This is a genomic window from Nocardia sp. NPDC050413, from assembly GCF_040655475.1.
Classification (GTDB): Bacteria; Actinomycetota; Actinomycetes; order Mycobacteriales; family Mycobacteriaceae; genus Nocardia; species Nocardia coubleae.
Window position 1 is genome coordinate 809816 of record NZ_JBFAJZ010000001.1, and the last position, 26194, is coordinate 836009.

At 67.2% G+C, this 26194-nt stretch carries 26 protein-coding genes and 1 pseudogene; 9 read left to right on the forward strand and 18 right to left on the reverse strand.

Going from position 1 to position 26194, the window contains the following annotated elements; translation table 11 throughout:
* On the reverse strand, positions 1-462 hold the full coding sequence (locus AB0I19_RS03940; protein ID WP_357144087.1) for a DUF6640 family protein: 462 nt from the start codon (positions 460-462) through the stop codon (positions 1-3).
* Entirely contained in the window at positions 459-1052 is a 594-nt protein-coding gene (locus AB0I19_RS03945) for a TetR/AcrR family transcriptional regulator (protein ID WP_357144090.1), read from the reverse strand. The genes AB0I19_RS03940 and AB0I19_RS03945 overlap by 4 nt, the downstream gene beginning before the upstream one ends.
* A gap of 190 nt (positions 1053-1242) precedes the next feature.
* Between AB0I19_RS03945 and AB0I19_RS03950 the strand changes: the two genes are divergently transcribed.
* The 8 genes from AB0I19_RS03950 (at position 1243) to AB0I19_RS03985 (ending at position 8290) form a co-directional block, all read left to right on the forward strand.
* On the forward strand, positions 1243-1875 hold the full coding sequence (locus AB0I19_RS03950; RefSeq protein ID WP_357144093.1) for a TetR/AcrR family transcriptional regulator: 633 nt from the start codon (positions 1243-1245) through the stop codon (positions 1873-1875).
* Between the two features lie 11 nt (positions 1876-1886).
* Complete coding sequence (locus tag AB0I19_RS03955) at positions 1887-2534, forward strand: enoyl-CoA hydratase-related protein (RefSeq protein ID WP_357144096.1); 648 nt, start codon at positions 1887-1889, stop codon at positions 2532-2534.
* A 281-nt stretch (positions 2535-2815) separates the two neighbouring features.
* Entirely contained in the window at positions 2816-3409 is a 594-nt protein-coding gene (locus tag AB0I19_RS03960) for a DUF308 domain-containing protein (RefSeq protein ID WP_357144098.1), read from the forward strand.
* A gap of 213 nt (positions 3410-3622) precedes the next feature.
* Positions 3623-5044, forward strand: coding sequence for a three-helix bundle dimerization domain-containing protein (locus tag AB0I19_RS03965; protein WP_357144101.1), 1422 nt, complete (start codon positions 3623-3625; stop codon positions 5042-5044).
* A gap of 94 nt (positions 5045-5138) precedes the next feature.
* On the forward strand, positions 5139-5966 hold the full coding sequence (locus AB0I19_RS03970) for an alpha/beta hydrolase (RefSeq protein WP_357144104.1): 828 nt from the start codon (positions 5139-5141) through the stop codon (positions 5964-5966).
* Between the two features lie 383 nt (positions 5967-6349).
* Entirely contained in the window at positions 6350-7468 is a 1119-nt protein-coding gene (locus AB0I19_RS03975; RefSeq protein ID WP_357144107.1) for a serine hydrolase domain-containing protein, read from the forward strand.
* Between the two features lie 65 nt (positions 7469-7533).
* Positions 7534-7878, forward strand: coding sequence for a hypothetical protein (locus tag AB0I19_RS03980; protein ID WP_357144109.1), 345 nt, complete (start codon positions 7534-7536; stop codon positions 7876-7878).
* A 76-nt stretch (positions 7879-7954) separates the two neighbouring features.
* Positions 7955-8290, forward strand: a complete 336-nt coding sequence (locus tag AB0I19_RS03985) for a YnfA family protein (RefSeq protein ID WP_357144112.1) — start codon at positions 7955-7957, stop codon at positions 8288-8290.
* 3 nt (positions 8291-8293) lie between these two features.
* Here the strand turns inward: AB0I19_RS03985 and nuoN are convergent, their stop codons facing one another.
* From nuoN to acpM, 16 genes and pseudogenes are all read right to left on the reverse strand, one after another.
* Positions 8294-9916, reverse strand: a complete 1623-nt coding sequence (gene nuoN, locus AB0I19_RS03990) for an NADH-quinone oxidoreductase subunit NuoN (RefSeq protein WP_357144115.1) — start codon at positions 9914-9916, stop codon at positions 8294-8296.
* Complete coding sequence (locus tag AB0I19_RS03995; RefSeq protein ID WP_357144118.1) at positions 9913-11517, reverse strand: NADH-quinone oxidoreductase subunit M; 1605 nt, start codon at positions 11515-11517, stop codon at positions 9913-9915. Before AB0I19_RS03995 ends, nuoN begins: the two co-directional genes overlap by 4 nt.
* Positions 11514-13400, reverse strand: coding sequence for an NADH-quinone oxidoreductase subunit L (nuoL, locus tag AB0I19_RS04000; protein ID WP_357144121.1), 1887 nt, complete (start codon positions 13398-13400; stop codon positions 11514-11516). The genes AB0I19_RS03995 and nuoL overlap by 4 nt, the downstream gene beginning before the upstream one ends.
* Before the next feature lies 1 nt (position 13401).
* Complete coding sequence (gene nuoK / locus AB0I19_RS04005; RefSeq protein ID WP_067489925.1) at positions 13402-13701, reverse strand: NADH-quinone oxidoreductase subunit NuoK; 300 nt, start codon at positions 13699-13701, stop codon at positions 13402-13404.
* Positions 13698-14513, reverse strand: a complete 816-nt coding sequence (locus tag AB0I19_RS04010; protein WP_067638458.1) for an NADH-quinone oxidoreductase subunit J — start codon at positions 14511-14513, stop codon at positions 13698-13700. The genes nuoK and AB0I19_RS04010 overlap by 4 nt, the downstream gene beginning before the upstream one ends.
* On the reverse strand, positions 14510-15073 hold the full coding sequence (gene nuoI / locus AB0I19_RS04015; RefSeq protein ID WP_255284019.1) for an NADH-quinone oxidoreductase subunit NuoI: 564 nt from the start codon (positions 15071-15073) through the stop codon (positions 14510-14512). The genes AB0I19_RS04010 and nuoI overlap by 4 nt, the downstream gene beginning before the upstream one ends.
* A pseudogene (gene nuoH, locus AB0I19_RS04020) lies at positions 15053-16297 on the reverse strand (NADH-quinone oxidoreductase subunit NuoH); the annotation flags it as partial. The pseudogene nuoH and the gene nuoI, both read right to left, overlap by 21 nt.
* Positions 16290-18749, reverse strand: a complete 2460-nt coding sequence (locus AB0I19_RS04025; protein WP_357144124.1) for an NADH-quinone oxidoreductase subunit G — start codon at positions 18747-18749, stop codon at positions 16290-16292. The gene AB0I19_RS04025 and the pseudogene nuoH, both read right to left, overlap by 8 nt.
* Positions 18746-20068 carry an NADH-quinone oxidoreductase subunit NuoF gene (gene nuoF / locus AB0I19_RS04030; RefSeq protein WP_357144127.1) on the reverse strand — a complete coding sequence of 441 codons (1323 nt, stop codon included), beginning with the start codon at positions 20066-20068 and terminating at the stop codon, positions 18746-18748. Before nuoF ends, AB0I19_RS04025 begins: the two co-directional genes overlap by 4 nt.
* Positions 20065-20814, reverse strand: coding sequence for an NADH-quinone oxidoreductase subunit NuoE (gene nuoE / locus AB0I19_RS04035; RefSeq protein WP_357144130.1), 750 nt, complete (start codon positions 20812-20814; stop codon positions 20065-20067). The genes nuoF and nuoE overlap by 4 nt, the downstream gene beginning before the upstream one ends.
* On the reverse strand, positions 20811-22124 hold the full coding sequence (nuoD, locus tag AB0I19_RS04040) for an NADH dehydrogenase (quinone) subunit D (protein ID WP_357144133.1): 1314 nt from the start codon (positions 22122-22124) through the stop codon (positions 20811-20813). The genes nuoE and nuoD overlap by 4 nt, the downstream gene beginning before the upstream one ends.
* On the reverse strand, positions 22124-22879 hold the full coding sequence (locus AB0I19_RS04045) for an NADH-quinone oxidoreductase subunit C (protein ID WP_181697246.1): 756 nt from the start codon (positions 22877-22879) through the stop codon (positions 22124-22126). The genes nuoD and AB0I19_RS04045 overlap by 1 nt, the downstream gene beginning before the upstream one ends.
* On the reverse strand, positions 22876-23430 hold the full coding sequence (locus AB0I19_RS04050; protein WP_067489943.1) for an NADH-quinone oxidoreductase subunit B: 555 nt from the start codon (positions 23428-23430) through the stop codon (positions 22876-22878). Before AB0I19_RS04050 ends, AB0I19_RS04045 begins: the two co-directional genes overlap by 4 nt.
* A 10-nt stretch (positions 23431-23440) precedes the next feature.
* Positions 23441-23821 (reverse strand): NADH-quinone oxidoreductase subunit A, encoded by a 381-nt coding sequence (locus tag AB0I19_RS04055; RefSeq protein ID WP_067489946.1) that lies wholly within the window; start codon positions 23819-23821, stop codon positions 23441-23443.
* Between the two features lie 357 nt (positions 23822-24178).
* The gene (locus AB0I19_RS04060; protein WP_133734114.1) at positions 24179-24580 is read right to left on the reverse strand and encodes a hypothetical protein; all 402 of its coding nucleotides are present in this window, start codon (positions 24578-24580) and stop codon (positions 24179-24181) included.
* Between the two features lie 100 nt (positions 24581-24680).
* Entirely contained in the window at positions 24681-24986 is a 306-nt protein-coding gene (acpM, locus tag AB0I19_RS04065) for a meromycolate extension acyl carrier protein AcpM (RefSeq protein WP_067638448.1), read from the reverse strand.
* Between acpM and AB0I19_RS04070 the strand changes: the two genes are divergently transcribed.
* Positions 24952-25476, forward strand: a complete 525-nt coding sequence (locus AB0I19_RS04070) for a MerR family transcriptional regulator (RefSeq protein ID WP_357144138.1) — start codon at positions 24952-24954, stop codon at positions 25474-25476. The genes acpM and AB0I19_RS04070 overlap by 35 nt on opposite strands.
* Positions 25477-26194: the final 718 nt, after the last annotated feature.

The following is a 26194-nucleotide window of genomic DNA, read 5'->3' on the forward strand; positions in this document are numbered from 1 at the left end:
CTACGCCCCGAATCCACTTCGATCCGCGCCCGGCCGTTTCCTGGCGGCGAGCAGTACGGCAGCGAGCAGGAGGGCCAGCAGGATCAGCGACAGGAGTACCTGGGGGTGCAGGCCGAGGGGCGACGGGTTGTCGAACTCAGGGTCCTGGATGGCGGTGCCGGGGAAGAGCAGCGCGCCGAGGAGCGCGAGCCACGGAACGGCAAGGATCGCGCAGGCCGGGCCGAGCGTAGGGAGCCGGTCGCCTCCCCGTCGCATGAGCAGGACGAGCGCGATGACGCCGAGCAGGAGCGACATCACGATGTATTGGGCGTCGTGGAACTTCGCATGTGGCGGCCAGGCGTCGTTGCGCAGGTGTTGTGCGGCGCCGACCGGGATCAGGAAATCGGCGAGTAGCGCCCCGAATACGGTGGCGATGGCGACGATTCCGGCGAGCAGGCGGGAGCTGTTTCCGAGCATGATCATGAGTGTCCTTGCGGGCTTTGGATTTCGGGTCGGTGAGAACTGAGGAATTGGTCGATGACACGACGGACGTAATCGAGATCGAACGTTCGATGAGCCACGAGCCGACGGAAGAACAACGGGCCGTGCAATTGATCGACCGCGAGATCGATGTCGAGTTCCGCCGGGAGTTCGGCGCGAGCGATGGCCTCGGCCAGGATCGCGCGAACCGGTACGGTTCCGGACCGGTGCAGGCTCACCTTCACCTCCGCGAAACGCGGATCGACTCCTGCTCTTTCGATGATGACGCGCATGGCCTGTTCCATCACCGGTTCGTGGAGCATCGCGTGCGTCGCGGAAAGGACGGCGAGCAGGTCGGCACGTAGGTCGCCGGTCGGTTCGGGCCGCACCGCGGCGATATGCCAGGCGACCGCATCGCAGACGAGATCGGCGGGTTCGGGCCAGTGCCGGTACAGCGTGGCGCGGCTGATCCCGCTCCGGGCCGCGACGGCACCGTGAGTGAGCCCTGCCAGGCCCTGTTCGACCAGCAGTTCGCGCGCTGACGCGAGCGCGGAACTACGGCTGCGCTCGGCGCGCGGATCCGGTGGTCTCATCGACTCCTCTTTACGATACAAACTGTTTCACAACTATGAAACAGAATGTATCAGAGCCTTGTTGACGCGTCGATATCGAAATATCGGAGTGGTCGCTCTCTATTCGCCTCGATCCATCCCCGCTGTCGGCACGAGCCGGCCCGCCGCCTCGCGGATTGTTACAGAGCGAGTGCTCTGTTATTCTCGGCTCATGCCCCGGCCCCGGATTCACGATCTCGATCACCTGCTGGATGCCGCCGAAACGATGGCCGTCGACTCCGGGCCCGCCGCCGTCACTGTGCGAGCGCTGTCGGAGGCGACCGGTGTGTCGAACGGAGCGATCTATCACGCCTTCGGGTCGCGCGCCGGACTGTTGGGCCGCACCTGGCTGCGCGCCGCGCAACGGTTCCTCGAGCTGCAACGTCGAGCTGTCGACCGGGCGCTGGCGACCAGTTCCGTGCCGGAACATGCGATCGAAGCGGTGGTGGCGGCCGCCGATACACCGGCGGAATTCCTGCTGGCGCACCCGGTCTCGGGGCGTTTCCTGTTGACCGTGTCCCGGCAGGAACTGCTCGGATCGAGCGAAATCCCCGGCGACATCGCCGAAGAACTGCAACGGCTCGACGACCTGCTCACCGGACTGCTCGTCGACTTGGCGCGCAGCGTGTACGGGCGAGGTGATCGGGCAGCGGTGACCGTCGTCCGTGACTGCGTGGTCGAACTGCCTACCGCCCTGCTGCTGCGTGGCCGCCGCGACCCCGAAACCGCAGTGCGCCAACGGCTTGCCGCCGCCGTCCGCGCCGTTCTCGCCCTGCCCCTTGACGACTCCACCCCCAAGAAATGAGAGGCAACACCATGACCGCGACAGTGCACTACGAGGACAAGATCGCCGTGCTCACCCTCGGCGACAACGAAAACCGGTTCTCCCCGGACTGGATCGACAGCGTGAACACCCAGCTTGACACCATCGAACAGGAAGCGCAGGGCCTGATCACCGTCGGCAGCGGCAAGTTCTATTCCAACGGGCTCGACCTGGAATGGCTGATGGCCAACGGCGACCGAAGCGAATGGTACGTCGGCCGGGTTCAGGAACTGTTCGCCCGCATCCTCACCTTCCCGCTGCCGACCCTCGCCGCCGTCAACGGCCACGCCTTCGGCGCGGGCGCCATGCTGGCCATCGCCCACGACTTCCGGATCATGCGTGCGGACCGCGGCTACTACTGCTTCCCCGAGGTCGACATCGACATCCCCTTCACCCCCGGCATGGCCGCTCTGATCCAGGCCAAACTCGGCCCGCAGGCCGCGGTCACCGCAATGACCACCGGTCACCGCTTCTCCGGTCCGGATGCCCTCGACGCCGGCCTCGTCGACGCCACGGCCACCGAAGCCGAGATCGTCGCCGACGCCGCCGCAAAGCTCACCCCGATCCTCGGCAAGAACCCCGCCACTCTCGCCGCCATCAAGAACACTATGTACGCCGCCGTCACCGCGGCCCTGCGCTGAGACGAGACGGAGGATGCCGACCATGACACATAGGCCGGCCGTACCAACCGAGCGCTCCGGAACACGCCGCAACGCCCGAATTCGCCGACAACCCCACGGAACTCGTCGTCCCGGTCGACGTCTTCGACGCCGACGGCAACGCCCTCGTCACCGCGAGAATCACCATGCACGCTCGAAGAAGCGGTAGGTCGGGACACCGGTCCGAGGTGAGAGGCGATGTCGGTGCGCCACGCCACGGTGGTTGAGGCGCACCGGGGCTCATCGGGCATAGGGTGGGCGGCATGTCCTTGACCGACGGGGAGGGGCAGCACAGCGGGGGGACCCGGCAGGCGATGGTGATCGCGGGCGGGGCGTCGCTCGTGCTCGGGGTGGTGACGTTGCTGTGGCCCGGGCGCGACGAATCGACGCTGGCACTGATTTTCGGGATCGCCCTGGTGATCAGCGCGCTCGTGCAGGGGTTCCTGGCGTTGTGGGCGCGGATCGGCTTCCTGCTTCGGGTGCTGGTGCTGGTGAGTGCCGCGCTCACGTCGGTGCTGGCCGTGCTGGCGTTCAGTGGCGGGAACATCGAACTGCTCGCGCTGTGGATCGGGCTCGGGTGGACGGTGCGGGGGATCCTGCTCGCACTCGTCGCGGTGTGGGACGACGATCGCCCCGACAGCTGGGCGGCCGAGCTCTGCGGGCTCGGCACCCTCGGGATCGGCATCACGATCATCGCCATGACCTTCAAGACCGTCACCGGCCTGGCGACGATGACCGGCGCCGGACTGATCGTGATCGGCGTGCTCGACCTGCTCGCCGCCGGTATCGTGCGGGCCACACACACCGCCACCGCGCCCGCCCCGACGGTGAACACACAGGCCGTCGCCGACCGCTGACCCCCAATCCCACACCCGCAGTGCACTTTTCGCGGCGGTGGACGAACATCCGGACAACATGACGTTGCCGGAAACGGAGCGGGTGCTGAACTCTGCGTGCCGGGCCGTTCACAGCTGGGGTAACTGTGCTGCGCGCCGGTAGCGTGGCCCGCGGCGTGCGCAGGTCGCCGCGCGCCGCGTCCGCAGCCCCGAAGTATGACCAGGAGAATTGTGGTGTCGCGCGTAATCCCCGGCGTAGCTGCCGATGCCGTCGAACGTGAGAAGCAGGCCATGCGGCGCATGACCGAAAGCCTGGTCGAAGATCTGTCGGACAATGTTCCCGTCGAGCAGGTGACCTCGGCCGTCGGCGCCGCGCACACCCGCTTCGAGGGCAAGCCCATCCGTGAGTTCGTGCCGATTCTGGTCGAGCGGATCGTGCGCAACGAACTCGCCGATTCCGACCCCACCGTGCGAGTGCCCGCGCCGACCGCGCGCCCTGCTGCGACCGAGCAGCCAGCCGAACCGGTCGCCGTCGAGGAGAAGCCTGCCGCGCCGTCGGTGACCAGGCGGAAGCTCGTTTCGCTGTCGGTCGGTGCGGTCGGAGCGGTGGCGATCGTGGCCGCCGGGATGACGCTGTGGCCGAGCAGCGCCGAAAGCCCGGCCGCCGCACCGATCGGCGCGGTCACCGTGGTGCGCGGCGTGGTCGGGTCGGAGAAGATGTCGTTCTTCGCCGACGAGCGCGTCGTGCAGGTGCTCACCGACAACGGGATCCGGGTGGAGGTACAGCCCGCGGGATCGCGGCAGATCGCCACCGAGGTGAACCTCGACAGCTTCGATTTCGCGTTTCCGTCGAGCAAGCCCGCCGCCGAACGCATTCAGCGGTTGCGCAATGTCACCACCGGGTACACGCCGTTCTCCTCGCCGATCGCGATCGCCACCTACCGGCCGATCGCCGACCTGCTCACCGCGGCAGGCGTGATCAAGCCCGGCCCGGTCGCGACTTTCGACATGCAGCGTTACCTCGAGCTCACCGCCCAGGGTGTGCAGTGGGACGATCTGCCCGGCAACACGACCTACCCGGTGGCCAAGAACATCCTGGTCTCCACCACCGACCCGCGTACCTCGAACTCCGCCGCGATGTACATGGCCATCGCCGGCTATGTGGCCAACGATCACACCATCGTGCGCGGTGGCACCGCCGAACAGCATGTGCTGCCGACGCTGTCGAAACTGTTCCTCGCCCAGGGCTACACCGACAACAGCAGCGAAGGGCCGTTCACCCAGTACCTGACCAACGGGATGGGCCCGACACCGATGGTGTGCATCTACGAGGCCCAGTTCGTCGAGGCGGCGGGGCAGGGACGCATCACCGACGACATGGTTCTCACTTATCCGACACCCACCGTGCTGTCGAGCCACACGCTTGTCCCGTTCACCGATACGGGCGACCGGATCGGCAAGCTGCTCACCGAGAACGCCGAACTGCGCCGTCTCGCCGCCGAACACGGTTTCCGCACGGGCGACAACGCGCAGTTCACCGCCGTGGCCGCCGAGCGCAAGGTGCCGGTTCCCGCCGACCTGATCGACGTGGTCGACGTGCCCGCGTACGAGACGCTGGAAAACCTACTCGACGGGGTCGCCAAGTCCTACAACTGAGTTCACAAAAAGTTTTTCGCGGGCAGCGATGAGTTCTGGCGGTGGGCACCGTCTTTATGGGTGCTACCTGTAGGCCGAGATCCGGGAGAGGCTCATGACCGCCAGTTCCGCCGTCACCACCGGCACCCTCGTGGTGCCCGATGCCCGTCTGTACTACGAGGTCAGGGGGTCGGGACCGCTGATGGTGCTCGTCGGCGCACCGATGAACGCCGCCGCGTTCGCCCCGCTGGCCGAACAGCTCGCCACCACCAACACGGTCCTCACCACCGACCCGCGCGGCCACAACGCCAGCTCCCTGAACGACCCGGATCAGGACTCCACCGTCGCGGCCCGCGCCGACGACCTGGCCCGGCTCGTCACCCATCTCGACGCGGGCCCGGCGGTGGTGTTCGGTTCCAGCGGCGGCGCCGTGTCCGCGCTCGCCCTGGCCCAGAACCACCCCGACCTGGTCACCACGGTCGTCGCCCACGAACCCCCGCTGCGCGAGCTGCTCCCCGACGCCGACGCTCAGCGGGCCCGCACCGACGACATCATCGCCACCTACACCGACGGCGATGTACTCGGTGCGTGGCGGAAGTTCTTCGCCCAAGCCGACATTCCGATTCCCGAGCCGGTCCTCGAGCAGATGTTCGGCACCGACCGCGACCCACGCCAAGTGGCGAGCGAACGCTACTGGCTCACCCACGAACTGCGCCACACCACCGCATGGGTGCCCGATCCGCCCCTGCTCCGCACGATCCCCACCCGCGTCATCGTCGGCATCGGCACCGACTCCTCCGGCCAGCTCTGCGACCGCACCTCCCGCCAACTGGCCTCGGCGCTCGGCGTCGACCCGGTCCTGTTCCCCGGCGACCACACCGGATTCGTCAACGAACCAGCCACTTTCGCCGCCCGCCTGCAAGAAGCGCTCGACGAGCCGTGAGCACGGTCGCTCACCGAACAGGCCCGTTGAATGCTCCCATGACGCCCCCGCGCATCTGTGGCTCGCCGCTGTCTGCTCCCGGCGAGCCTCGGGGCCTGCTCCTCCCAGACGGAGAATCTGGGCCATCTAACGGCGTGCGCGAAGGTCACCCTCGATTCCTGTTCGTTTCCGACATCGGTCGCCAATACTTAGCGATCAACCGGATGACCAGTACGACTTCGCGCCTCGGGGCGCTACGTCGTGGTTCACGACGGCGGCCGGGACGTGCGAAGGGTCTTCGTCTATACCGCCTGCTGACACCTCCCTGAGGGGTACGGCAGTCTGACAGCTGGTAGTACCGCAGTTCAATGTGCCTGTGCACCAGGGCTTTCTACTGTCTGCTCATGCTGACACGTACGTTGATCCTGCCGATCTGCACCATCGCCTTGTTGCTGACGAGCTGTACGACGAGCTCCGCTGAGGCGCCCGGCGTCGCGCCCGCACGGCTGGACTCGGTGCGGGCCGACCTTGCCGGATTGGTGCGGTCCGGAGCTGTCGGCGCTGTCGCCACCCTGACCGACAACGGTGCGACGGCGGTGATCAGCGCTGGGGTCGCCGATCTCGTCGAGGGCGCACCGATTCCTGATGATCGACCGCAGTACGTGCGGGTCGGCAGCATCACCAAGACGTTCACGGCGGCGGTGGTGTTGCAGTTGGTCGCCGAGGGGCGGGTGGCGCTGGACGCGCCGGTGGAGAAGTATCTGCCGGGTTTGCTTCGTGGTGACGGCGTGGACGGGCAGGCGATCACGGTTCGTCAGCTCCTCGGTCACCGCAGCGGATTGCCGGTTCCGCGTTCGTTCGAACTGACGGAGCATCAGGCGGCCGTCGTCGGCCGCACCTTCACACCCGAGGAGGAGATGGCGATCATCCTGCAGTCACCCGCCGAGTCGGCTCCCGGCACCCGCTTTCAGTACAACAACACCAACTACCTGGTGGCGGGAATGCTGATCGAAGCCGTCACCGGGCGCTCGTACGCCGCCGAGCTCGCCGACCGCATCATCACCCCGCTCGGCCTGACACACACCTATCTGCCCGCCACCGGCGAAACCGGTCTGCGCCGACCCCATCTGTCCGGCTACACCACGGTCGACGGAAAGGTCACCGACGAAACCCTCATGGAACCGTCTCTGCCGTGGGCCTCAGGCGCCCTGGTCAGTACCGGCGCCGACCTCAATCGCTTCTTCCTCGCACTGGTGTCGGGCCAGGTGGTTCCGCCCGCCCAGTTGCGCGACATGCTCGACGGCGTCGACATGGGCGAAGGCAACGGCATGTCCTACGGACTCGGCATCGGCTACACCCAACTGCCTTGCGGTACACGTTTCATCGGCCATAACGGCAGCGTCCGCGGCTTCGGTGCCCTCGCGGGCGCCACCACCGCGGGCCGCGCCTTCACCTACTCCTACACCGGCACCCCGACCGCCGCGAACATGGGCGCCTGGATCACCAGCGGGCTCTGCGGCTGATCCACCACTCGCGGCGTCCGGAGAGGGTTATATCCGATACCGAGGGACCGGGTTACCGTCGAAGAATGCAGCTTCAACCAGAGCAGGGCGATTGGGTGTCTCCGGCGTGCACCCTGCCCACGGCGGAGCAACCGATCCGGGTCGCCGAGTTCGACCAGCTTTTCCGCAGCTGGGCACGCACAACCAGGCGTCCCGCTCGGACGCGGCTCGAAGTGATCCTCGATCCGGGTGCCGAGGCGATGGCGCGCGAGCTCTCCGAGCGTGAGAGCCGCTGCTGTGCGTTCTTCACCTTCGACTTCGCTGTCGAGGAGGAGGGCTTGATGATGCGAGTCGGTGTTCCCGCGAACCACGTCGATGTACTCGACGCCTTCGCCTCACACGCCTCGGCCGCGATCGAGGCGGTCGGGTGAGTGTTTCACGGATAGGCCGGCTCGAATTCACTGCAACCTCGCCACGGTCGCGGATCAGAATTCGGGATGTACGCCCATGACCGTGTTGCGTTCCATCCTACTGTTCGCGCTGGCCGCCGTTGCCGAGATCGGCGGCGCCTGGCTGGTCTGGCAGGGCGTGCGCGAGCACAAGGGCGTGGCCTGGATCGGCGCCGGAGTCATCGCCCTCGGCCTCTACGGTTTCGTCGCCACGCTACAGCCCGACGCCGATTTCGGGCGGATCCTGGCCGCCTACGGCGGGGTGTTCGTGGCCGGATCCCTGCTGTGGGGCATGGCATTGGACGGCTTCCGCCCCGACCGCTGGGACGTGATCGGGGCGGCCATCTGCCTGCTCGGCGTCGCGATCATCATGTACGCGCCGCGTCCTAGCTGATCGCTACTGGATGAAGTGGGCCGCCCGTTCTGCCAGGTCGAGGACGGGCTGGGGGAACAGGCCGAGGAGCACGGTCGCGCCCGCGGTGAAGGCGACGACGAGGACGGTCGCGAACGGTGAGGTCGCGGTCGGGGCGTCGGCGGGCGGCTCGGTGAAGAACATCAGCACGATGACGCGGACGTAGAAGAACGCGGCGATGGCGCTGCACACGACACCGATGATGACCAGGAAGATGTAGTCGGCACCGGAGGCGGCGGCGAATACCGCGAACTTGCTGACGAATCCGCTGGTCAACGGAAGCCCGGCGAACGACAGCAGCAGCAGCGCGAATACCGAGGCCAGCCAGGGGGACCGCTTGCCGAGACCGGCCCACTGCGCCATGGCGGTCGCCTCGTCGCCGGAAGCGTCGCGCACCAGACTGACCACCGCGAACGCACCGACGGTGCCCAGACCGTAGGCCAGCAGATAGAACATCACCGCCGCCAAGCCCGCGGAATCGGCGGCGGTCATGCCGACGAGCAGGAACCCGGCGTGCGCAATGGAGGAGTAGGCGAGCATCCGCTTCACATCGGTCTGGGTGACCGCCATGACCGCACCGACCACCATCGTCGCCACCGCGACGGCGGCGAGCACGGGCCGCCAATCGTCGCTGAGCGCACCGGTTCCCACCATCAGCACCCGCATGGTCGCCCCGACCGCGGCGATCTTGGTCGCGGCCGCCATGAACCCGGTGATCGGGGTCGGTGCGCCCTGATACACGTCGGGCACCCACGCCTGGAACGGCACGGCACCGATCTTGAACAGCAGTCCCACCGCGAGCATCGCGATACCGAGCAGGGCGAGAGTGGCGTCGTCGCCCTGCTTGTCCAGTGCCGCACCGATTTCCGGCAGCGAGACGGTGCCGGTCTGCCCGTAGAGCAGGGCGACACCGTAGAGGAAGAACGCCGAGGAGAAGGCGCCGAGCAGGAAGTACTTCAGTGCCGCTTCCTGTGACAGCAGCCGCCTGCGCCGGGCGAGTCCGCACAGCAGATACAGCGGCAGCGACAGCACCTCCAGCGCGACGAACATGGTGAGCAGATCGTTGGACGCCGGAAACAACAGCAACCCGCCCAGAGCGAGCATGGTCAGCGGGAAGACCTCGGTGGTCGAGACGCCCGCCCGCACGGCGGCGAGTTCGTTGGCACTGCCCGGGACCGACGACGCCTGCGGGGTGAAGGCGTCGACGCCGCGTTCGAGGACGGCGGCGGCCCGGCTCCAGGTGCCCGGCCCGCTGCGCACCCGCCGCACCGCACCGCGTTCGGCGATCAGCAGTAGTCCGAGCAGCCCGATCACGAGAATGGTGCCCTGCAGAAACAAGGTGACACCGTCGATCGCGACGGCGCCGACCACGGCGGTGGCCTCGGTGCCGGCGAGCAGCACCACGGCGACGAGCGCGGCGAGCACACCGGCGATGCCGAGCACCACATGGGTGCCGTACCGGTAGGCGCGGGGCGCGAACGCCTCGACCAGCACACCGACGACGCCGACGGTGAACACGATCAGCATCGGTGCGAGCAGGTGGTATTCGATGCTCGGCGCGGTCAGCGGGGCCGCGAGCTCGTTGATGGTCACGGAGTCCGTCCTCATTTGTGTCCGCCGGTGGGGGCTGCTTCAGGAGCGGGGACCTTCGGTGCCGGATCCTGCTTACCGATGGTCGACAAGGTCTGTCCCACTGCGGGATTCACCAGGTCGAGCATCGGCTTCGGGTACAGGCCGAGCACCAGCAGGGCGACGAGCAGCGGAACGACCACGGCGAGTTCGCGCGGCACCAGATCGCGCAGGTTCTCGTTGCCCGCGCGCACCGGACCGGTCATCAGCCGCTGGTAGAGCCACAGCACGTAGATCGCGGCAAGGACCAGCGCACCGGTCGCCACCACCGCGGCCACCTCGTATCGGCTGAACGTGCCGACCAGGACCAGGAATTCGCTGACGAACGGGGCGAGTCCGGGCAGCGACAGTGTCGCGAGTCCAGCGATGAAGAACGTGCCCGCCAGCACGGGGGCGACCTTCTGCACGCCGCCGAAATCGGCGATCATCCGGCTGCCGCGCCTGCTGACGAGGAATCCGGCGATGAGAAAGAGTGCGGCCGTGGACAATCCGTGGTTCACCATATACAGCGTGGCACCGGACTGCGCCTGGGAGGTCATGGCGAAGATGCCGAGGATGATGAACCCGAAGTGCGAGATGGAGGTGTAGGCGATCAGGCGCATCACGTCGGTCTGTCCGATCGCGAGCAGCGCACCGTAGAGCACACCGATCACCGCGAGGGTGATCACCAGCGGAGCGAAGGTGTCGGAGGCGAGGGGGAACAGCAGCAGGCAGTAGCGCAGCATGCCGAAGGTGCCGACCTTGTCGACCACCGCCATCATCAGCACCGCGCTCGACGGGGTGGCCGACACGGCGGCGTCGGGCAGCCAGGTGTGCAGCGGCCACAGAGGAGCCTTCACCGCGAAGGCGAACATGAACCCGAGGAACAGGGCGTTCAAGACCGCCGTACTACCGCCGAGCTCGCCGTTGTTGGCCGCCTCGACCACCACCCGCAGATCGAAGGTGCCCGCCGAGCCCTGACCGAGACCGGCGCGGGCGGTGAGCACGTACAACCCGATCACCGCGGCCAGCATGATCAACCCACCGAAAAGGTTGTACAGCAGGAACTTCACCGCCGCGCGCGAACGTTGCGCACGCACGGCGGCGTCGGTCGTGCGGGCGCCGAAGCCGCCGATGAGGAAGTACATCGGGATCAGCATGGCTTCGAAGAAGATGTAGAACAGCAGGATGTCGAGGGCGAGGAACGAGATCAGCACCATCGACTCGACCAGCAGCATCAACGCCATGTACAGGTGGGTGTTCTTGCGGCCGTCGCCGCTGTCGTCGTTCCAGCCCGCCAGGACCAGCAGCGGCACGAGCAGCGCGGTGAGCAGTACCAGGGCGGTGGCGATGCCGTCGAGGCCGAGGGTGTAACCGACCCCGAACGCCGGGATCCACTCGTGGGATTCGACGAATTGGTACTGCTCACCGCCGGGCCGGAAATTCACCGCGAGCACGACGGCGAGCACGAGCACACCGAACGACACCGTGAACGCGAGTGCGCGGGCCAGGGTGCGCTGAGCGGCGGGGACCGCGAGCACCGCGACGGCACCGATCGCGGGGGCGAGCCAGAGCGTCGTCAGCCAGGGAAACGAGTTCACCAGAACCTCACCGCGAGCAGGGCAGCGGCCACCAGAGCCGCGCCGGTGAACATGGACAGGGCATACGAGCGGACGAAACCTGTTTGCACGCGCCGGGTTCGGGCCGACAGCCCGCCGATGGCGGCGGCCGTCCCGTTGACGATCCCGTCGACACCCTTGGCATCGACGAATACCAGCGCCCGGGTGAGGTAGCGGCCGGGACGTTCGAACGCCGCTTCGTTCACGGCATCACCGTAGAGGTCCTTGCGTGCGGCGCGGGTGAGCACGGTGACCGGCTCCGGCGCGACCTCGGGAACGGCCGACTCGGCGTACTTGCGGTAGGCCACGGCGACACCGATCGCGACCACCGTCAACGCGAGTCCGGTGACGACGATGGGCGGGACCACGGGTTCGGCGTGGTGCGAGCCGACGACGGGTTCGAGCCAGTGCACCAGCGACGAACCCCATACGAACAGTCCACCGGCGAACACGGATCCGAGGGCGAGCAGGATCATCGGCCCGGTCATCACCGCGGGTGATTCGTGCGGGTGGGTGTCGGGTTTCCAACGGCGTTCACCGAAGAACGTCATCAGCATGACCCGGGTCATGTAGAAGGCGGTGAGCCCGGCGCCGAGCAGGGTGACCACACCGAGCAGGACACCGGTGGTGCCGCCGTGGTCGAAGGCGGCCTCGATGATCTTGTCCTTGGAGAAGAAGCCCGACAGTGGTGGCACGCCGATGATCGCCAGGTAGCCGAGCCCGAAGGTGACGAAGGTGATCGGCATCAGGGTGCGAAGCCCGCCGTAGCGGCGCATATCGGTTTCGTCGTTCATCGCGTGCATCACCGATCCGGCGCCCAGGAACAGCCCGGCCTTGAAGAAGCCGTGGGTGAGCAGGTGCATGATCGCGAAGGCGTAGCCGGCGGGACCGAGACCGACCGCGAGGATCATGTAGCCGATCTGGCTCATCGTCGAGGCGGCCAGCGCCTTCTTGATGTCGTCCTTGGCGCAGCCGATGATCGCGCCGAACAGCAACGTCACCGCGCCGACGGCGAGCACCGCTGCCTGTGCACCGGGGGCCAGATCGTAGATCGGGTTGGCGCGCGCGATCAGGTACACACCGGCGGTGACCATGGTGGCGGCGTGGATGAGCGCCGACACCGGCGTCGGGCCTTCCATGGCGTCACCGAGCCAGGACTGCAGCGGCACCTGCGCGGATTTACCGCACGCGGCGAGCAGCAACATCAACCCGATCACGGTCAGCGTGCCTTCGCTCGCGCCCGGTGCGGCCGCGAACACCGTCCGGAAGTCGAAGGAACCGAAGGTCGCGAACATGACCATCATGGCGATGGCCAGACCCATGTCACCGACTCGGTTCACCACGAATGCCTTCTTGGCAGCCGTTGCGGCGGAAGGCTTCTCGTACCAGAACCCGATCAGCAGGTACGACGCGAGACCCACACCTTCCCAGCCGAGGTAGAGCACGAGGAAGTTGTCGGCCAGGACGAGCACGAGCATGGCGGCCAGGAACAGGTTGAGGTAGCCGAAGAAGCGGCGCCTGCCCGGATCGTGGCTCATGTAGCCGATCGAATAGAGGTGGATCAGGGAGCCGACGCCGGTGATGAGCAGCGCGAAGCAGATCGACAGCTGGTCGAGTTGCAGCCCGAACGCGACCTGCATCTGCGCCACCGGTACCCAGGTGAACAGCTCCAGATGCTGGGCGCGGTCGGTGTCGGCGCGACCGAGCATGGCGACGAAAGCGACGACCGCGACGACGAACGAACCGAGGGCGGCGGCCGTACCGAGGTAGTGCCCCCAGCCGTCGGCGCGGCGCCCCAGCAACAGCAGAACGATCGCGCCGAACAGGGGGATCGCGGGCAGCAGCCACAACGTTGCGGTACCCATGTCAGAACTTCAGCAGGTTGGCGGCGTCGACCGAGGTCGACCGGCGGGCACGGAAGATCGTCATGATGATCGCCAGACCGACGACGACCTCGGCGGCGGCCACGACCATGGTGAAGAAGGCGATCACCTGACCGTCGAGGTCGCTGTGCAGCCGGGCGAAGGTGACGAAGGCCAGGTTCACCGCGTTGAGCATGAGCTCCACACACATGAACACCACGATCGCGTTGCGCCGCAACAGGACTCCGGCGGCGCCGATGGTGAACAACAGCGCGGACAGGAACAGGTAGTTCTGGGGGTTCACCGCTTGCCTTCCTCGTCGGCCGTCGGGTTGTCGCCGCGTGCCGCGCCCGCCGCCAGGAACAGCGCTTCTTCGTGGGCGCGGGTGCGGCGGTGGCGCAGGATGGTGCTCACCGAGTGTTCGGCGTAGGAACCGTCGGGCAGCAGGGCCGGGCTGTCGACGGCGTTGTGCCGGGCGAAGACGCCCGGTGTCGGCTGCGGGGTGGCGCGTTCACCGCCGGTGCGGAAACGGTCACGTGACATCTCGCGCTGACCCCGGCGCGGCGTGAAGTGTTCGCGGTGGGCGAGCACCATGGCGCCGATGGTCGCGGTGATGAGCAGGGCGCCGGTGAGTTCGAACGCCCAGACGTAGCGCAGGAAGATCAGTTCGGCGAGTTCGGCGATCACATCGCGTTCACCGAAACCGTTGCCCGCGAAGCGGGTTCCGTCGCCACCCAGCGCCGACCCGATGCCGCCGATGAGCAGGAATCCGAATCCGAGGCCGACGATCGCGGCCGCGATGCGTTGCCCGCGCAGGGTTTCGCGCAGTGACTCGGCCGAGTCGACACCGACGAGCATCAGCACGAACAGGAACAGCATCATCACCGCGCCCGTGTACACCACGATCTGCACCACACCGAGGAACAGGGCGTCCTGGGCGATGTAGAACACGGCGAGCGCGATCATGGTCGCGGCAAGGCACAGTGCCGAGTGCACGGCCTTGGCCGCGGTCACCATGCCGAGCGCGCCGAGCACGGCGATGGGGGCGAGTACCCAGAACAGCACGGCTTCCCCGGTGGAGGTGGCGGCGATGTCGGCGGCCAGCAGGGTGTTCATCGCAGGACCTCCTCTTCGGACGCCGCGGGTCCGACGCGACCGAGGTAGTAGTCGGCGGCGTCGGTGCCCGGTGCCATCGCGTGCGGCGGAGCGACCATGCCGGGCTCCATCGGCGCCAGCAGCCGGTCCTTCTCGTAGATGAGGTCCGCGCGGTTGTCGTCGGTGAGTTCGTATTCGTTGGTCATGGTGAGCGCCCGGGTGGGGCAGGCCTCGATGCACAGGCCGCAGCCGATGCAGCGCAGGTAGTTGATCTGGTACACGCGCCCGTAGCGTTCACCGGGGGAGAAGCGTTCGTCCTCGGTGTTGTCACCGCCTTCGACGTAGATGGCGTCGGCCGGGCACGCCCAGGCGCACAGCTCGCAGCCGATGCATTTCTCGAGGCCGTCGGCGTAGCGGTTGAGCTGGTGGCGACCGTGATAGCGCGGCGCGGTCGGCACCTTCTGTTCCGGGTAGAACTCGGTGTTGGGCTTCTTGAACATGGTCGCCCCGGTGACGGCGAATCCGGCGAAGGGATCGAGCAGCCCGATCCGCGGTTCGGCGTCGGCGGTGCGCGGTGGCATCGGCGGCACCGGGAAACCGAGGAACACGGGCGAGTTCGCGGGTTCCTCCGGCAGCGGCGGCAACCCCTTCGTGCGGCCTGCCCGCACGAACATGCCGATCAGCCCGAGGGTGACGACGATGCCGGTGCCGACCAGGATGGGTGTCTGCCCGGGAATGCCCTCGATGTCGAGGACCCGTGCACCGGCCACGACCATGACCCACACCAGTGAGGTGGGGATGAGCAGTTTCCAGCCGAGGTTCATGAACTGGTCGTAGCGCAGGCGGGGCAGGGTGCCGCGCAACCAGACGAACACGAACAGGAACGTCCACACCTTGGCGGTGAACCACAGCACCGGCCACCACCCGGAGTTGGCGCCCTCCCACAGGCTGATCGGGAACGGTGCGCGCCACCCGCCGAGGAACAGGGTGGTGGCGAGCGCGGAAACCGTTGCCATGTTGACGTATTCGGCGAGCATGAACATCGCGAACTTCAGCGAGGAGTACTCGGTGTGGAAACCGCCGACGAGCTCACCCTCGGCTTCGGGCAGGTCGAACGGTGCCCGGTTGGTCTCGCCGACCATCGCCACGCAGTAGATCAGGAACGAGGGCAGCAACAGGAAGACGTACCAGGTGCCCTCCTGGGCGGTGACGATGCCGGAGGTCGCCATGGTGCCCGAGAGCAGGAACACCGTGGCGAAGGTCAGTGCCATCGCGATCTCGTAGGAGATGACCTGTGCGGTCGAACGCAACCCGCCGAGCAGCGGATACGTCGAGTTCGACGACCAACCGGCCAGCACGATGCCGTACACGCCGATGGAAGTGATGGCCAGGATGTAGAGCACGCCCACGGGCATGTCGGTGAGCTGCAGCGCCGTGCGGGTGCCGAAGATCGACACCTCCGGACCGAACGGGATCACCGCGAACGCCATGAACGCCGGGATCACCGAGATGATCGGCGCGAGCACGTAGATCGGTTTGTCGACGATGGCGGGGATGATGTCTTCCTTGAGCGCCATCTTCACACCGTCGGCGATCGACTGGAACATGCCGCCCGGGCCGACCCGGTTGGGACCGACCCGCATCTGCATCCAGGCGACGACCTTGCGTTCGGCGTACACCGCGACCAGCGGGACGAGCATCAGGTAGACGAACACCGCCAGCGCCTTGACCACGACCAGCCACAGCGGGTCGGTGCCGAAGACCGGCCCGGCGTCGGCCGCGAGGAGTAGCACACGATCACTCATGGCGGTGTTCCTTCATCCTGTCGTCGGCGCGGCGCAGGCGCACCACGGCGCCGGGCGTCACGCCGAGGGTGGTACCGACCGTGCAACCGGGTGAGTGCAGCGGCAGCCACACCACCCGGTCGGGCAGATCGGTGATCATCAGCGGCACGGTGATCTCGCCACGGTCGGTGGCGAGGATGATGTGGTCGGCGTCGTCGGCTTCGATCTCGGCGGCGGTGGCGGCCGAGAGCCGGGCGACCGGTGGACGCGCGACACCGGCGAGGTTGGGTTCGCCGTCCTGCAGCCGCCCGGCGTCGAGCAGCATCCGCCATCCGGCCAGCACCGCCGTACCGGGACCGGGTGTGGGTCTGGTCTGGCTCGAGAATTCGGGTGCGGCGATCGGTTCACCGCTCCAAGCCCCGAGCGCGTCGAGTTCGGTCCGGGCCGCGGCGGCGTCGGGCAGGTCGATCGGGACACCCATCTCGGCGGCCAGGGAATGCAATACGCGCAGGTCCGGCAGTGGTGCGGCGACGCGGCGTGTGGTGTCGAGTGGGGTGGCCGCGAACGGGCGCGGCCTGCCTTCCCAGGTGCGGAAGGTGCCCGTCTTCTCGACGACGGTGGCAACGGGGAACACGACGTCGGCGCGTTCGGTGACACTGCTGTGGCGTTGTTCGAGACTCACCACGAACCGGGCGGCATCGATCGCGGCCAGGGCCGCGGCCGGGTCGGGCAGGTCGGCGGGATCCACGCCGCCGATCACCAGTGCGCCGAACTGGGCCGCGCCCGCGAGGATCGCCGAGGTGTCGCGCCCGGGACCGACGGGCAGTTCGCCACTCTGCCAGCGGTGACGAACCTGCTGGCGCGCGGTCGGATCGACGACGGGCCTGCCACCGGGCAGCAGACTGGGCAGTGCGCCTGCTTCGAGTGCTCCGCGTTCACCGGCCCGGCGTGGCACCCAGGCGAGCGCGGCTCCGGTGGCCTCGGCCAACCGGATCACCGCCGACAAGGCGCCCGGGCTGCCTGCGAGCCGTTCACCCGCCATGACGACCGCGCCGGGCGTGCGCAGCAGGTTCATGAGTTCGGCCGCGTCCGGCGAGGTTTCGCCCAGCACGGCGTCGAGGACCTCGGCCTCGGCGCACGGCGGGGTCTGGATGAGGGCACCGGAGAGTCGTTCGAGCCCACGAGAAGCGAACGGCGCCAAGGACACCACCCGCAGACCTCGAGTGCGCACCGCTTTGCGCAGGCGCAGGTAGACGATCGGCGATTCCTCTTCGGGCTCGAATCCGACCAGCAGCACGGCGGGCGCTTTGCTCAGTGCCGTGTAGTCCACGTCGATGCCGCGTCCGGCGACGCACGCGGCGAGGAACAGTTCCTCCTCCTCGGAGTGCACGCGGGCACGGAAGTCGATGTCGTTGGTGGACAGCACCATTCGCGCGAACTTGCTGTACGCGTAGGCCTCTTCCTCGGTGACGCGCCCACCGACCAGCACACCGGCGTTGCCGATGGCGGCCTGCAATCCGGTCGCGGCGGCGGCGAGAGCCTGGGGCCAGGAGGCGGGGGCGAGCACACCGTCCCAGCCACGCACCAGTGGGGTGGTGAGGCGGTCGCGTTCGGTGGCGTAGGCGAAGGCCCAGCGGCCTTTGTCGCAGTTCCATTCCTCGTTGACCTGCGGGTCGTCACCGGCCAAGCGCCGCAACACCTTCCCACGCCGGTGATCGGTGCGTTGCGCACAACCCGACGCGCAGTGCTCGCACACACTTGGTGTGGAGACCAGGTCGAAGGGGCGGGCACGGAACCGGTAGGAGGTGCCGGTGAGCGCGCCGACCGGGCAGATCTGCACGGTGTTGCCGGAGAAGTACGAGTCGAGCGGTTCGGCCTGGGCGATACCGACCTGTTGCAGCGCACCACGATCCATCAGTTCGATGAACGGGTCACCGGCCACCTGCTGCGAGAACCGGGTGCACCGGGCGCACAGCACGCACCGTTCCCGGTCGAGCAGAACCGCCGACGACAGCGGTATGGGTTTCGGGTAGGTGCGTTTCTCACCCTCGAAGCGGGATTCGGCGCTGCCGGTGGACATGGCCTGGTTCTGCAACGGGCATTCGCCGCCCTTGTCGCATACCGGGCAATCCAGGGGGTGGTTGATGAGCAGCAGTTCCATCACCCCGCGCTGAGCCTTCTCGGCGACCGGGGAGCTGAGCTGGGTGCGCACCACCATGCCGTCGGTGACGGGAATCGTGCAGGAGGCCACCGGTTTGCGCTGGCCTTCGACCTCGACGATGCACTGACGGCAGGCGCCGACGGGGTCGAGCAGTGGGTGGTCGCAGAAGCGGGGGATCTGCACGCCGATCAGTTCGGCCGCGCGGATCACCAGGGTGCCCGCGGGGACCTGGATGGTGGTGTCGTCGATGGTGACGCTCACCAGATCGGCGGGCACCACACCGGAGTTGTTGCCGGGTGCGATCGCTGTCATCGGGTCGCCTTTCCTGAGGCCCACGCCGTGGCGCGGGCCGGGTCGAACGGGCAGCCGCCGCGACGCTGATGCTCGAGGTATTCCTCACGGAAGTACTTCAGCGAGGAGAAGATCGGGCTGGCCGCGCCGTCACCGAGCGCGCAGAACGATTTGCCGTTGATGTTGTCGGCGATGTCGGCGAGCTTGTCGAGGTCGGCCTCGGTGCCCTGGCCTGCCTCGAGCCGGTGCAGCAGTTGCACCAGCCAGTAGGTGCCTTCGCGGCACGGTGTGCATTTGCCGCAGGACTCGTGGGCGTAGAACTCGGTCCAGCGCAGCACCGCCCGCACCACGCAGGTGGTGTCGTCGAAGATCTGTAATGCCTTGGTGCCGAGCATGGAACCGGCGGCGGCGACACCCTCGTAGTCGAGGGCGACATCGAGGTGGTCGGCGGTGAACAACGGGGTCGACGAACCGCCCGGTGTCCAGAACTTCAGGGTGTGCCCGGTGCGCACACCGCCTGCGTAGTCGAGCAGTTCGCGCAGGGTGATGCCGAGCGGTGCCTCGTACTGGCCAGGGCGGGCGACATGACCCGAGAGGGAGTACAGGGTGAAGCCGGGCGACTTCTCGCTGCCCATCGAGCGGAACCAATCGGTGCCGTTGCGCAGGATCGAGGGCACCGACGCGATGGATTCCACATTGTTGACCACCGTCGGGCAGGCGTAGAGACCGGCGACGGCGGGGAACGGTGGCCGTAGCCGTGGCTGGCCGCGGCGTCCCTCGAGCGAATCGAGGAGGGCGGTTTCCTCACCGCAGATGTAGGCGCCGGCCCCGGCGTGCACGATCAGTTCCAGGTCGAAACCCGAGCCGAGGATGTTGTTGCCGAGGAATCCGGCGGCGTAGGCCTCGGCAACAGCGGCCTGCAGGCGGCGCAGCACCGGAACCACTTCACCACGCACGTAGATGAAGGCGGTGTTCGCGCGAATGGCGTAGGCGGCGATCACCACCCCCTCGATGAGCGTGTGCGGGGTGGCCAGCATGAGCGGGATGTCTTTGCAGGTGCCCGGTTCGGACTCGTCGGCGTTGACCACGAGGTAGTGCGGTTTGGTCGCGCCGTCGGGGCCGGGACCCTGCGGGATGAACGACCACTTCATCCCGGTGGGGAAGCCCGCACCTCCGCGTCCGCGCAGACCCGCGTCCTTGACCGTTTGGATGACGTCGTCGGGCTGCATCCGCAGCGCGGCCCGCAGACCTTCGTATCCGCCGGTGCTGGAATAGGTGTCGAGCGTCCAGGACTGCGGACGATCCCAGTCTCGGCTCAGCACAGGGGTGAGCGTGGTCATCGCGCGCCCTCGCCGTCTTCGGAATCCGTTGCCGGGAAGGCTGTTTCAGGGGCCGAGGCCGCACCGTCGGCGATGCGCAATCCGGCCAGCGTGGGCTCACCGGGAGCGCCCTCGAGGACACCCGGTCGTTCGTCGGGGAAACCGGCGAGGATTCGCGCGGTCTCGCGGAACGTGCACAGCGGGGCGCCACGACTGGGCCGCACCTGATGACCGGCACGCAGGGCGTCGGCGATCTCGATGGCCGATTCGGGGGTCTGGTTGTCGAAGAACTCCCAGTTCACCATCATCACCGGTGCGTAGTCGCAGGCGGCGTTGCACTCGATGTGTTCGAGGGTGACGGCGCCGTCGGGAGTGGTCTGACCGTGGCCGATGCCCAGATGCTGTTGCAGCGCTTCGTAGATCGCGTCGCCGCCGAGTACCGCACACAGCGTGTTGGTGCACACGCCCACGTGGTAGTCGCCGGTAGGGGTACGGCGGTACATCGAATAGAAGGTGGCCACGGCGGTGACCTCGGCGCCGGTGAGCCCCAATTGCTCGGCACAGAAGTCGATCCCGGTGCCGGTAACATATCCGTCCTCGGCTTGCACCAGATGCAACAGTGGCAGCAGGGCCGAACGCGGATGCGGGTAGCGGGTGATGATGTCCTTGGCGTCGAGCTCGAGACGCTGGCGAAGATGCGGCGGATACGGCTCGGGCCGGACGGTGAGATTCAGCAGAACCGTTGGGCTCGCGGGCTTTTCGGTCATCGGTCTACCCCTCCCATGACGGGGTCGATGCTGGCGACGGAGGCGATGACGTCGGCGACCATGCCGCCCTCGCACATCGCGGCGACCGCCTGCAGGTTGGTGAACGAGGGGTCGCGGTAGTGCACCCGGTAGGGGCGGGTGCTGCCGTCGCTGACCATGTGCACGCCCAGTTCGCCGCGTGGTGACTCGACGGCCGAATACACCTGCCCGGCAGGCACTCTGATGCCCTCGGTGACGATCTTGAAGTGGTGGATCAGCGATTCCATGGAGGTGCCCATGATCTTGCCGATGTGTTCGGGGGAGTTGCCGAGTCCGTCGGGGCCCAGTTTCAGGTCGGCGGGCCAGGCGATCTTCTTGTCGTCGATCATCACCGGACCGGGGCGCAACCGGTCGAGGCATTGTTCGACGATCTTGAGCGACTCGCGCATCTCGGCCACCCGGATGAGGTAGCGGCCGTAGCAGTCGCAGCCGGTGGTGGTCGGGATGTCGAACTCGTAGTTCTCGTACCCGCAGTAGGGATCGGACTTGCGCAGGTCGTGGGGCAGACCGGTGGCGCGGAGCACCGGCCCCGTGATGCCGAGGGCCATGCAGCCGGTGAGGTCGAGGTAGCCGATGTCCTGGGTGCGCTTCTTCCAGATCGGGTTGGCGCTGAGCAGGTGTTCCATATCGCGCAACCGGCCCGGCATGATCTCCAGGAGTTCGCGCACCTTGGTGACACCGTCGTCGGGCAGGTCCTGGGCGAGGCCGCCGGGACGGATGAAGGCATGGTTCATCCGCAGTCCGGTGATGGTTTCGAAGACGTCGAGGATGAGTTCGCGTTCGCGGAAGCCGAACAGCATCGGGGTGAGCGCGCCCAGTTCCATGCCGCCGGTCGCGAGGGCCACCAGGTGCGAGGAGATGCGGTTGAGCTCCATCAGCAGCACACGGACCACGGTGGCGCGTTCGGGGATCTGCTCGGTGATGTCGAGCAGTTTCTCCACGCCGAGGCAGTAGGCGGTCTCGTTGAAGAACGGGGACAGGTAGTCCATCCGGGTCACGAAGGTGACGCCCTGGGTCCAGTTGCGGAACTCCAGGTTCTTCTCGATACCGGTATGCAGGTAGCCGATGCCGCAGCGGGCCTCGGTGACGGTTTCGCCCTCGATCTCGAGGATCAGGCGCAGCACCCCGTGCGTGGAGGGGTGCTGGGGGCCCATATTGACGACGATGCGTTCCTCACCGGCACCGTCGAGCACCTCGCCGACCTGGTCCCAGTCCTGGCCTGCCACGGTGACGACCCGCGGTTCGTCACGGCGGAAATCGGTGTCGGTCATCAGCTGTAGGTCCTCCGCTCGTCGGGCGGCGGTATGCGCGCGCCCTTGTACTCCACCGGGATCCCGCCGAGCGGGTAGTCCTTGCGCTGCGGGTGGCCGCGCCAGTCGTCGGGCATGGTGATGCGGGTGAGCGAGGGGTGCCCGTCGAAGAGGATGCCGAAGAAGTCGTAGGTTTCGCGTTCGTGCCAGTCGACGGTCGGATACACCGAGAACAGCGACGGGATGTGCGGGTCGGCATCGGGAACCGAGACCTCGAGGCGAACCCGGCGGCTGTGGGTGATCGACATCAGGTGGTACACGGCGTGCAGTTCGCGCCCGGTTTCGTCGGGGTAGTGCACCCCGCTGACGCCGAGGCACAGTTCGAAGCGCAGCGAGCTGTCGTCGCGCAGGGCGCTCGCCACGTCGACGAGATGTTCGCGGCGCACGTGCAGGGTGAGTTCGCCGCGGAAGACGACGATCTTCTCGATGACGGTGTCGAAGGCGATGACGCGGTGGGTGAGGGCGGCGCGCAACGTGCCGACGAAGGCGTCGAACCAGCCGCCGTACGGGGGCGGCGTGCCGCCCGGCAGCACGACCGGAGTGACCAGGCCGCCGTAGCCGGACGTGTCGCCGGTGCCGTGCACGCCGAACATGCCGTGGCGGGTGCCGATCACCTCGTCCTCGGCCGGTTTGCGATGCTTGGGCGCTTCCGGGGTTTCCTCCGGAATGCCCTGCCCCGCAGTGTTGTCGGTGTTGTCGGGGGAGTCGAAGGTCATCGCAGCAGGCCCTCCATGCGGATGGTCGGGGTGCTGGCGAGCGCGGCCTGTTCGGCGGCGCGGATCGCTTCCTCGCGGTTCACGCCCATCGGCATCTCGGCGATCTTGGCGTGCAACGCGAGGATGGCGTTGAGCAGCATTTCCGGGCGGGGCGGGCAGCCTGGCAGGTAGATGTCGACCGGGACCACGTGGTCGACGCCCTGCACGATGGCGTAGTTGTTGAACATTCCGCCCGAGGACGCGCAGACACCCATGGCCAGCACCCATTTGGGTTCGGTCATCTGGTCGTAGACCTGGCGCAGTACCGGTGCCATCTTCTGGCTCACCCGGCCGGCGACGATCATCAGATCTGCCTGGCGGGGCGAGGCGCGGAACGCCTCCATGCCGAAGCGGGCGATGTCGAATCGTCCGGCGCCGGTGGCCATCATCTCGATCGCGCAGCAGGCCAGGCCGAAGGTGGCAGGCCACAGCGACCCTTTACGCAGGTATCCGGCGAAATCCTCGACGGTGCTCAGCAGGAACCCGCTGGGCAGTTTCTCTTCGAGACCCATTATTTCCCACTCATTCCCAGCTGAGGCCGCCGCGGCGCCATTCGTAGGCGTAGGCGACCGACACATTGACGATGAACAGCGCCATCGCGGCGAACCCGAACAACCCGAGGGCGTCGAAATGGACGGCCCACGGGTAGAGGAACACGATCTCGATGTCGAAGATGATGAACAGCATCGCGGTGAGGTAGTACTTCACCGGGAAGCGTTGCCCCCCAACGTCTCCCGGTCCACCTGCGATGGCGTGCGGTGTGGGTTCGATGCCGCATTCGTAGGGTTCGAGCTTGGCCCGGTTGTATCGCCTCGGGCCGACGAGCGCCGCCATGATGACGGAGAACACCGCGAACGCCGCGGCGATGGCGCCGAGTACGAGTGCGGGCACTTCGATGTTCACGACTGCACTTCCCCTCCTCGCTGGAGCAGGCCGTGCCGTGTGGCGCGGCCGCGGACGGCAGCTTTCGGCGAGACGGGGCCGACAACGTTGTCCGCCGAACCGGGGCCTCGCCCGCTGTGCAGCGATGGCGGAGCGTTATACAGAACCCGCGCTCGTGTGAGCTAGAGCACAGACTATCGCGGTTTCAGGGGTGCGCCGCGCGTTTCCAGGGGACTGTTTGATCGAATTCAGTATCGAGATTCATGAGCGAAACGGTGGTAATTCGTTCGGTGCACACACAACAGAACCACTGGGGTTACCAGTGGTTCTGTGGGGATGGGGGTGACGTCGACTATCCGACGGAACGGGACACTGCGCTCAGCGCGCGTTGAGCACGCCCGCGACCGCGCGGGTGAGCTGCATGGGGTCGATCGGGTGCGACACCGAGGCCTCGGCCCGCGACCAGTTGGCCAGCCAGGCATCGTCGGGCCGCCCGGTGAGCACGACAACCGGCGGGCACTGCTCGATCTCGTCCTTGAGCTGCTTGGCGATCCCGAGACCACCCGCGGGCACGGACTCCCCGTCGAGAATCGCGAGATCGATCCCACCGGCATCCATCTGCTCGATGACGACCGGCGCGGTCGCGACCTCGAGGTAGTCGAGCTCCGGTAGATCCGGCCGGGGGCGTGGCCCCAGCGCAAGAATCACCTGTTGACGGGTATCGGCGTCATTGCTGTAGACCAGCACACGCAGCGGGGTGGAACGATCTGATTCGGCCACAGACGGATCGTACGTCGGGTCGGCGGGCGTGGTGGCGGGTTCGGCCGAACAGCCGATATCCGAATCTCCCACCACCGCCCGCCTATTCGCCGGTGTGCTCTTAGCGGGCCGGCTCGTCTTTGAGCTTGGCGGCCATTTCGGCGGCGAGCGCGGGTTGTTCGGCCTCCATCTTCTGGACGTAGGTGACGGCGTCACCGACGGTGCGCAGGCTCGACAGGTCCTCGTCGGGGATCTTGACGGCGTATTTGTCCTCGAGTTGGACGGCGATCTCCACGAGGGACAGGGAATCGATCTCGAGGTCTTCGATGAAGGACTTCTCCGGCGTCACCTCGGCGGCTTCGATGCCGGTCACCTCCTCGATGATGTCGGCGATGCCCGCGATGATCTCCTGCTGCGTGGTTGCCACGAATTGTCCTTCGTTCGAGGTGATTACGTACGTGCAGTACCGTAAGAGCTCCACCGGGGTGGAGGTTCAACTGGTTGTGACCGACGACACACAGGCAACGTTGGTGAGTATCGGGGAGTTGGCGCGCAGCACCGGGCTGGCGGTCCGGACCATCCGGTTCTACTGCGACGAGGGCATTCTGGATGCTCGGCGCAGTGTCGGTGGGCATCGACTGTTCGACGCGGAGCCGGCCGTCGAACGGGTGTTGCTGATCAAGCGGTTGCGGGCGCTCGGGCTCGGTTTGGGGTCGATTACCCAGGTGTTGCGGGGTGAGCGGTCGATCGCCGAGGTGACTGCTGCCGAAAGCGCCCGCCTCGATGTCGAAATGCGAACCTTGGCCTGGCGGCGTGCCTGTCTGCGGGCGGTCGAAGACGCGTCCCCTGCGTGCCCGCCGAGCGGCTGGCTTTGCTCGCGGCCGCACAGGATGGCGAGGCGGCGCACGACTGCCTGATGCGGTTCTGGTTGCGGGCACTCGCACCGATACCGCCGGGCGATGTCGAAGGGTGGATCTACTGGAATGTGCCGAAGCCGTCCGGTGATCCGTCCGTCGACGAGGTTGTCGCCTATGCCGAGCTGGTCGCGATGGTCTCCGACCCGGAACTGAACCGCGTTGTGCGCCGGCAGTACTGGCGCGGACCGGCCGACCGTATTCGTGAACCTCGCAGCCTCTACGGACAGATCGGTGACGTGATGGCCGACGTGGTGCCCCTGGTTACCGATGGTGTGCGGCCACGCGGCGGTGGCGAGCTCGATCGGTTTCGTCGACGCGCATGCCGGTGCGCGCGGGGAACGAGATACGCCACGCTTCCGCGCACAACTACTGAACGACGCGACCGACAGCGATGAGCGGATCCAGCGGTATTGGACTTTGACAGAACAGCTTCTCGGTGCGCGTATCACCGTGGGACGCGCCCACAATTGGGTGTGCCGGGCGCTGGTCGACTCCGCCGAGCGTTGACAGTGGGGCCTAGGGGAATCGAACCTCTGGTCCCCGCCTCGACATGAGTCGGCTGAATTGCGGCCGAATGCCCGTCGATGTTGCCGTTGCCCACCGGCACCGACACCGGCACCTTCGCCGAGCTGCTCGCCGAGGAACTGGCGGCCCAGGATCGGCTGCCGGAGAACTCCGGTCTTCGACCGCCGATGGGAAGCTGCGACGCAGCCTGCCG

Bases quoted from the DNA above. Each gene is read 5' to 3' on its own strand.
- AB0I19_RS03970 (WP_357144104.1), top strand. From the start codon at position 5,139: ATGACCGCCAGTTCCGCCGTCACCACCGGCACCCTCGTGGTGCCCGAT.
- AB0I19_RS03960 (WP_357144098.1), top strand. From the start codon at position 2,816: ATGTCCTTGACCGACGGGGAGGGGCAGCACAGCGGGGGGACCCGGCAG.
- AB0I19_RS04070 (WP_357144138.1), top strand. From the start codon at position 24,952: ATGCCCGCGATGATCTCCTGCTGCGTGGTTGCCACGAATTGTCCTTCG.
- AB0I19_RS03945 (WP_357144090.1), bottom strand. From the start codon at position 1,052: ATGAGACCACCGGATCCGCGCGCCGAGCGCAGCCGTAGTTCCGCGCTC.
- nuoL (WP_357144121.1), bottom strand. From the start codon at position 13,400: ATGGGTACCGCAACGTTGTGGCTGCTGCCCGCGATCCCCCTGTTCGGC.
- nuoF (WP_357144127.1), bottom strand. From the start codon at position 20,068: ATGACCACGCTCACCCCTGTGCTGAGCCGAGACTGGGATCGTCCGCAG.
- nuoE (WP_357144130.1), bottom strand. From the start codon at position 20,814: ATGACCGAAAAGCCCGCGAGCCCAACGGTTCTGCTGAATCTCACCGTC.
- AB0I19_RS03955 (WP_357144096.1), top strand. From the start codon at position 1,887: ATGACCGCGACAGTGCACTACGAGGACAAGATCGCCGTGCTCACCCTC.
- AB0I19_RS03940 (WP_357144087.1), bottom strand. From the start codon at position 462: ATGATCATGCTCGGAAACAGCTCCCGCCTGCTCGCCGGAATCGTCGCC.
- AB0I19_RS03975 (WP_357144107.1), top strand. From the start codon at position 6,350: ATGCTGACACGTACGTTGATCCTGCCGATCTGCACCATCGCCTTGTTG.
- AB0I19_RS03950 (WP_357144093.1), top strand. From the start codon at position 1,243: ATGCCCCGGCCCCGGATTCACGATCTCGATCACCTGCTGGATGCCGCC.
- AB0I19_RS04050 (WP_067489943.1), bottom strand. From the start codon at position 23,430: ATGGGTCTCGAAGAGAAACTGCCCAGCGGGTTCCTGCTGAGCACCGTC.
- AB0I19_RS04010 (WP_067638458.1), bottom strand. From the start codon at position 14,513: ATGAACACCCTGCTGGCCGCCGACATCGCCGCCACCTCCACCGGGGAA.
- nuoN (WP_357144115.1), bottom strand. From the start codon at position 9,916: ATGAGGACGGACTCCGTGACCATCAACGAGCTCGCGGCCCCGCTGACC.
- AB0I19_RS03985 (WP_357144112.1), top strand. From the start codon at position 7,955: ATGACCGTGTTGCGTTCCATCCTACTGTTCGCGCTGGCCGCCGTTGCC.
- AB0I19_RS04045 (WP_181697246.1), bottom strand. From the start codon at position 22,879: ATGACCTTCGACTCCCCCGACAACACCGACAACACTGCGGGGCAGGGC.
- nuoI (WP_255284019.1), bottom strand. From the start codon at position 15,073: ATGCCACCGCGCACCGCCGACGCCGAACCGCGGATCGGGCTGCTCGAT.
- nuoD (WP_357144133.1), bottom strand. From the start codon at position 22,124: ATGACCGACACCGATTTCCGCCGTGACGAACCGCGGGTCGTCACCGTG.
- AB0I19_RS03980 (WP_357144109.1), top strand. From the start codon at position 7,534: ATGCAGCTTCAACCAGAGCAGGGCGATTGGGTGTCTCCGGCGTGCACC.
- AB0I19_RS04025 (WP_357144124.1), bottom strand. From the start codon at position 18,749: ATGACAGCGATCGCACCCGGCAACAACTCCGGTGTGGTGCCCGCCGAT.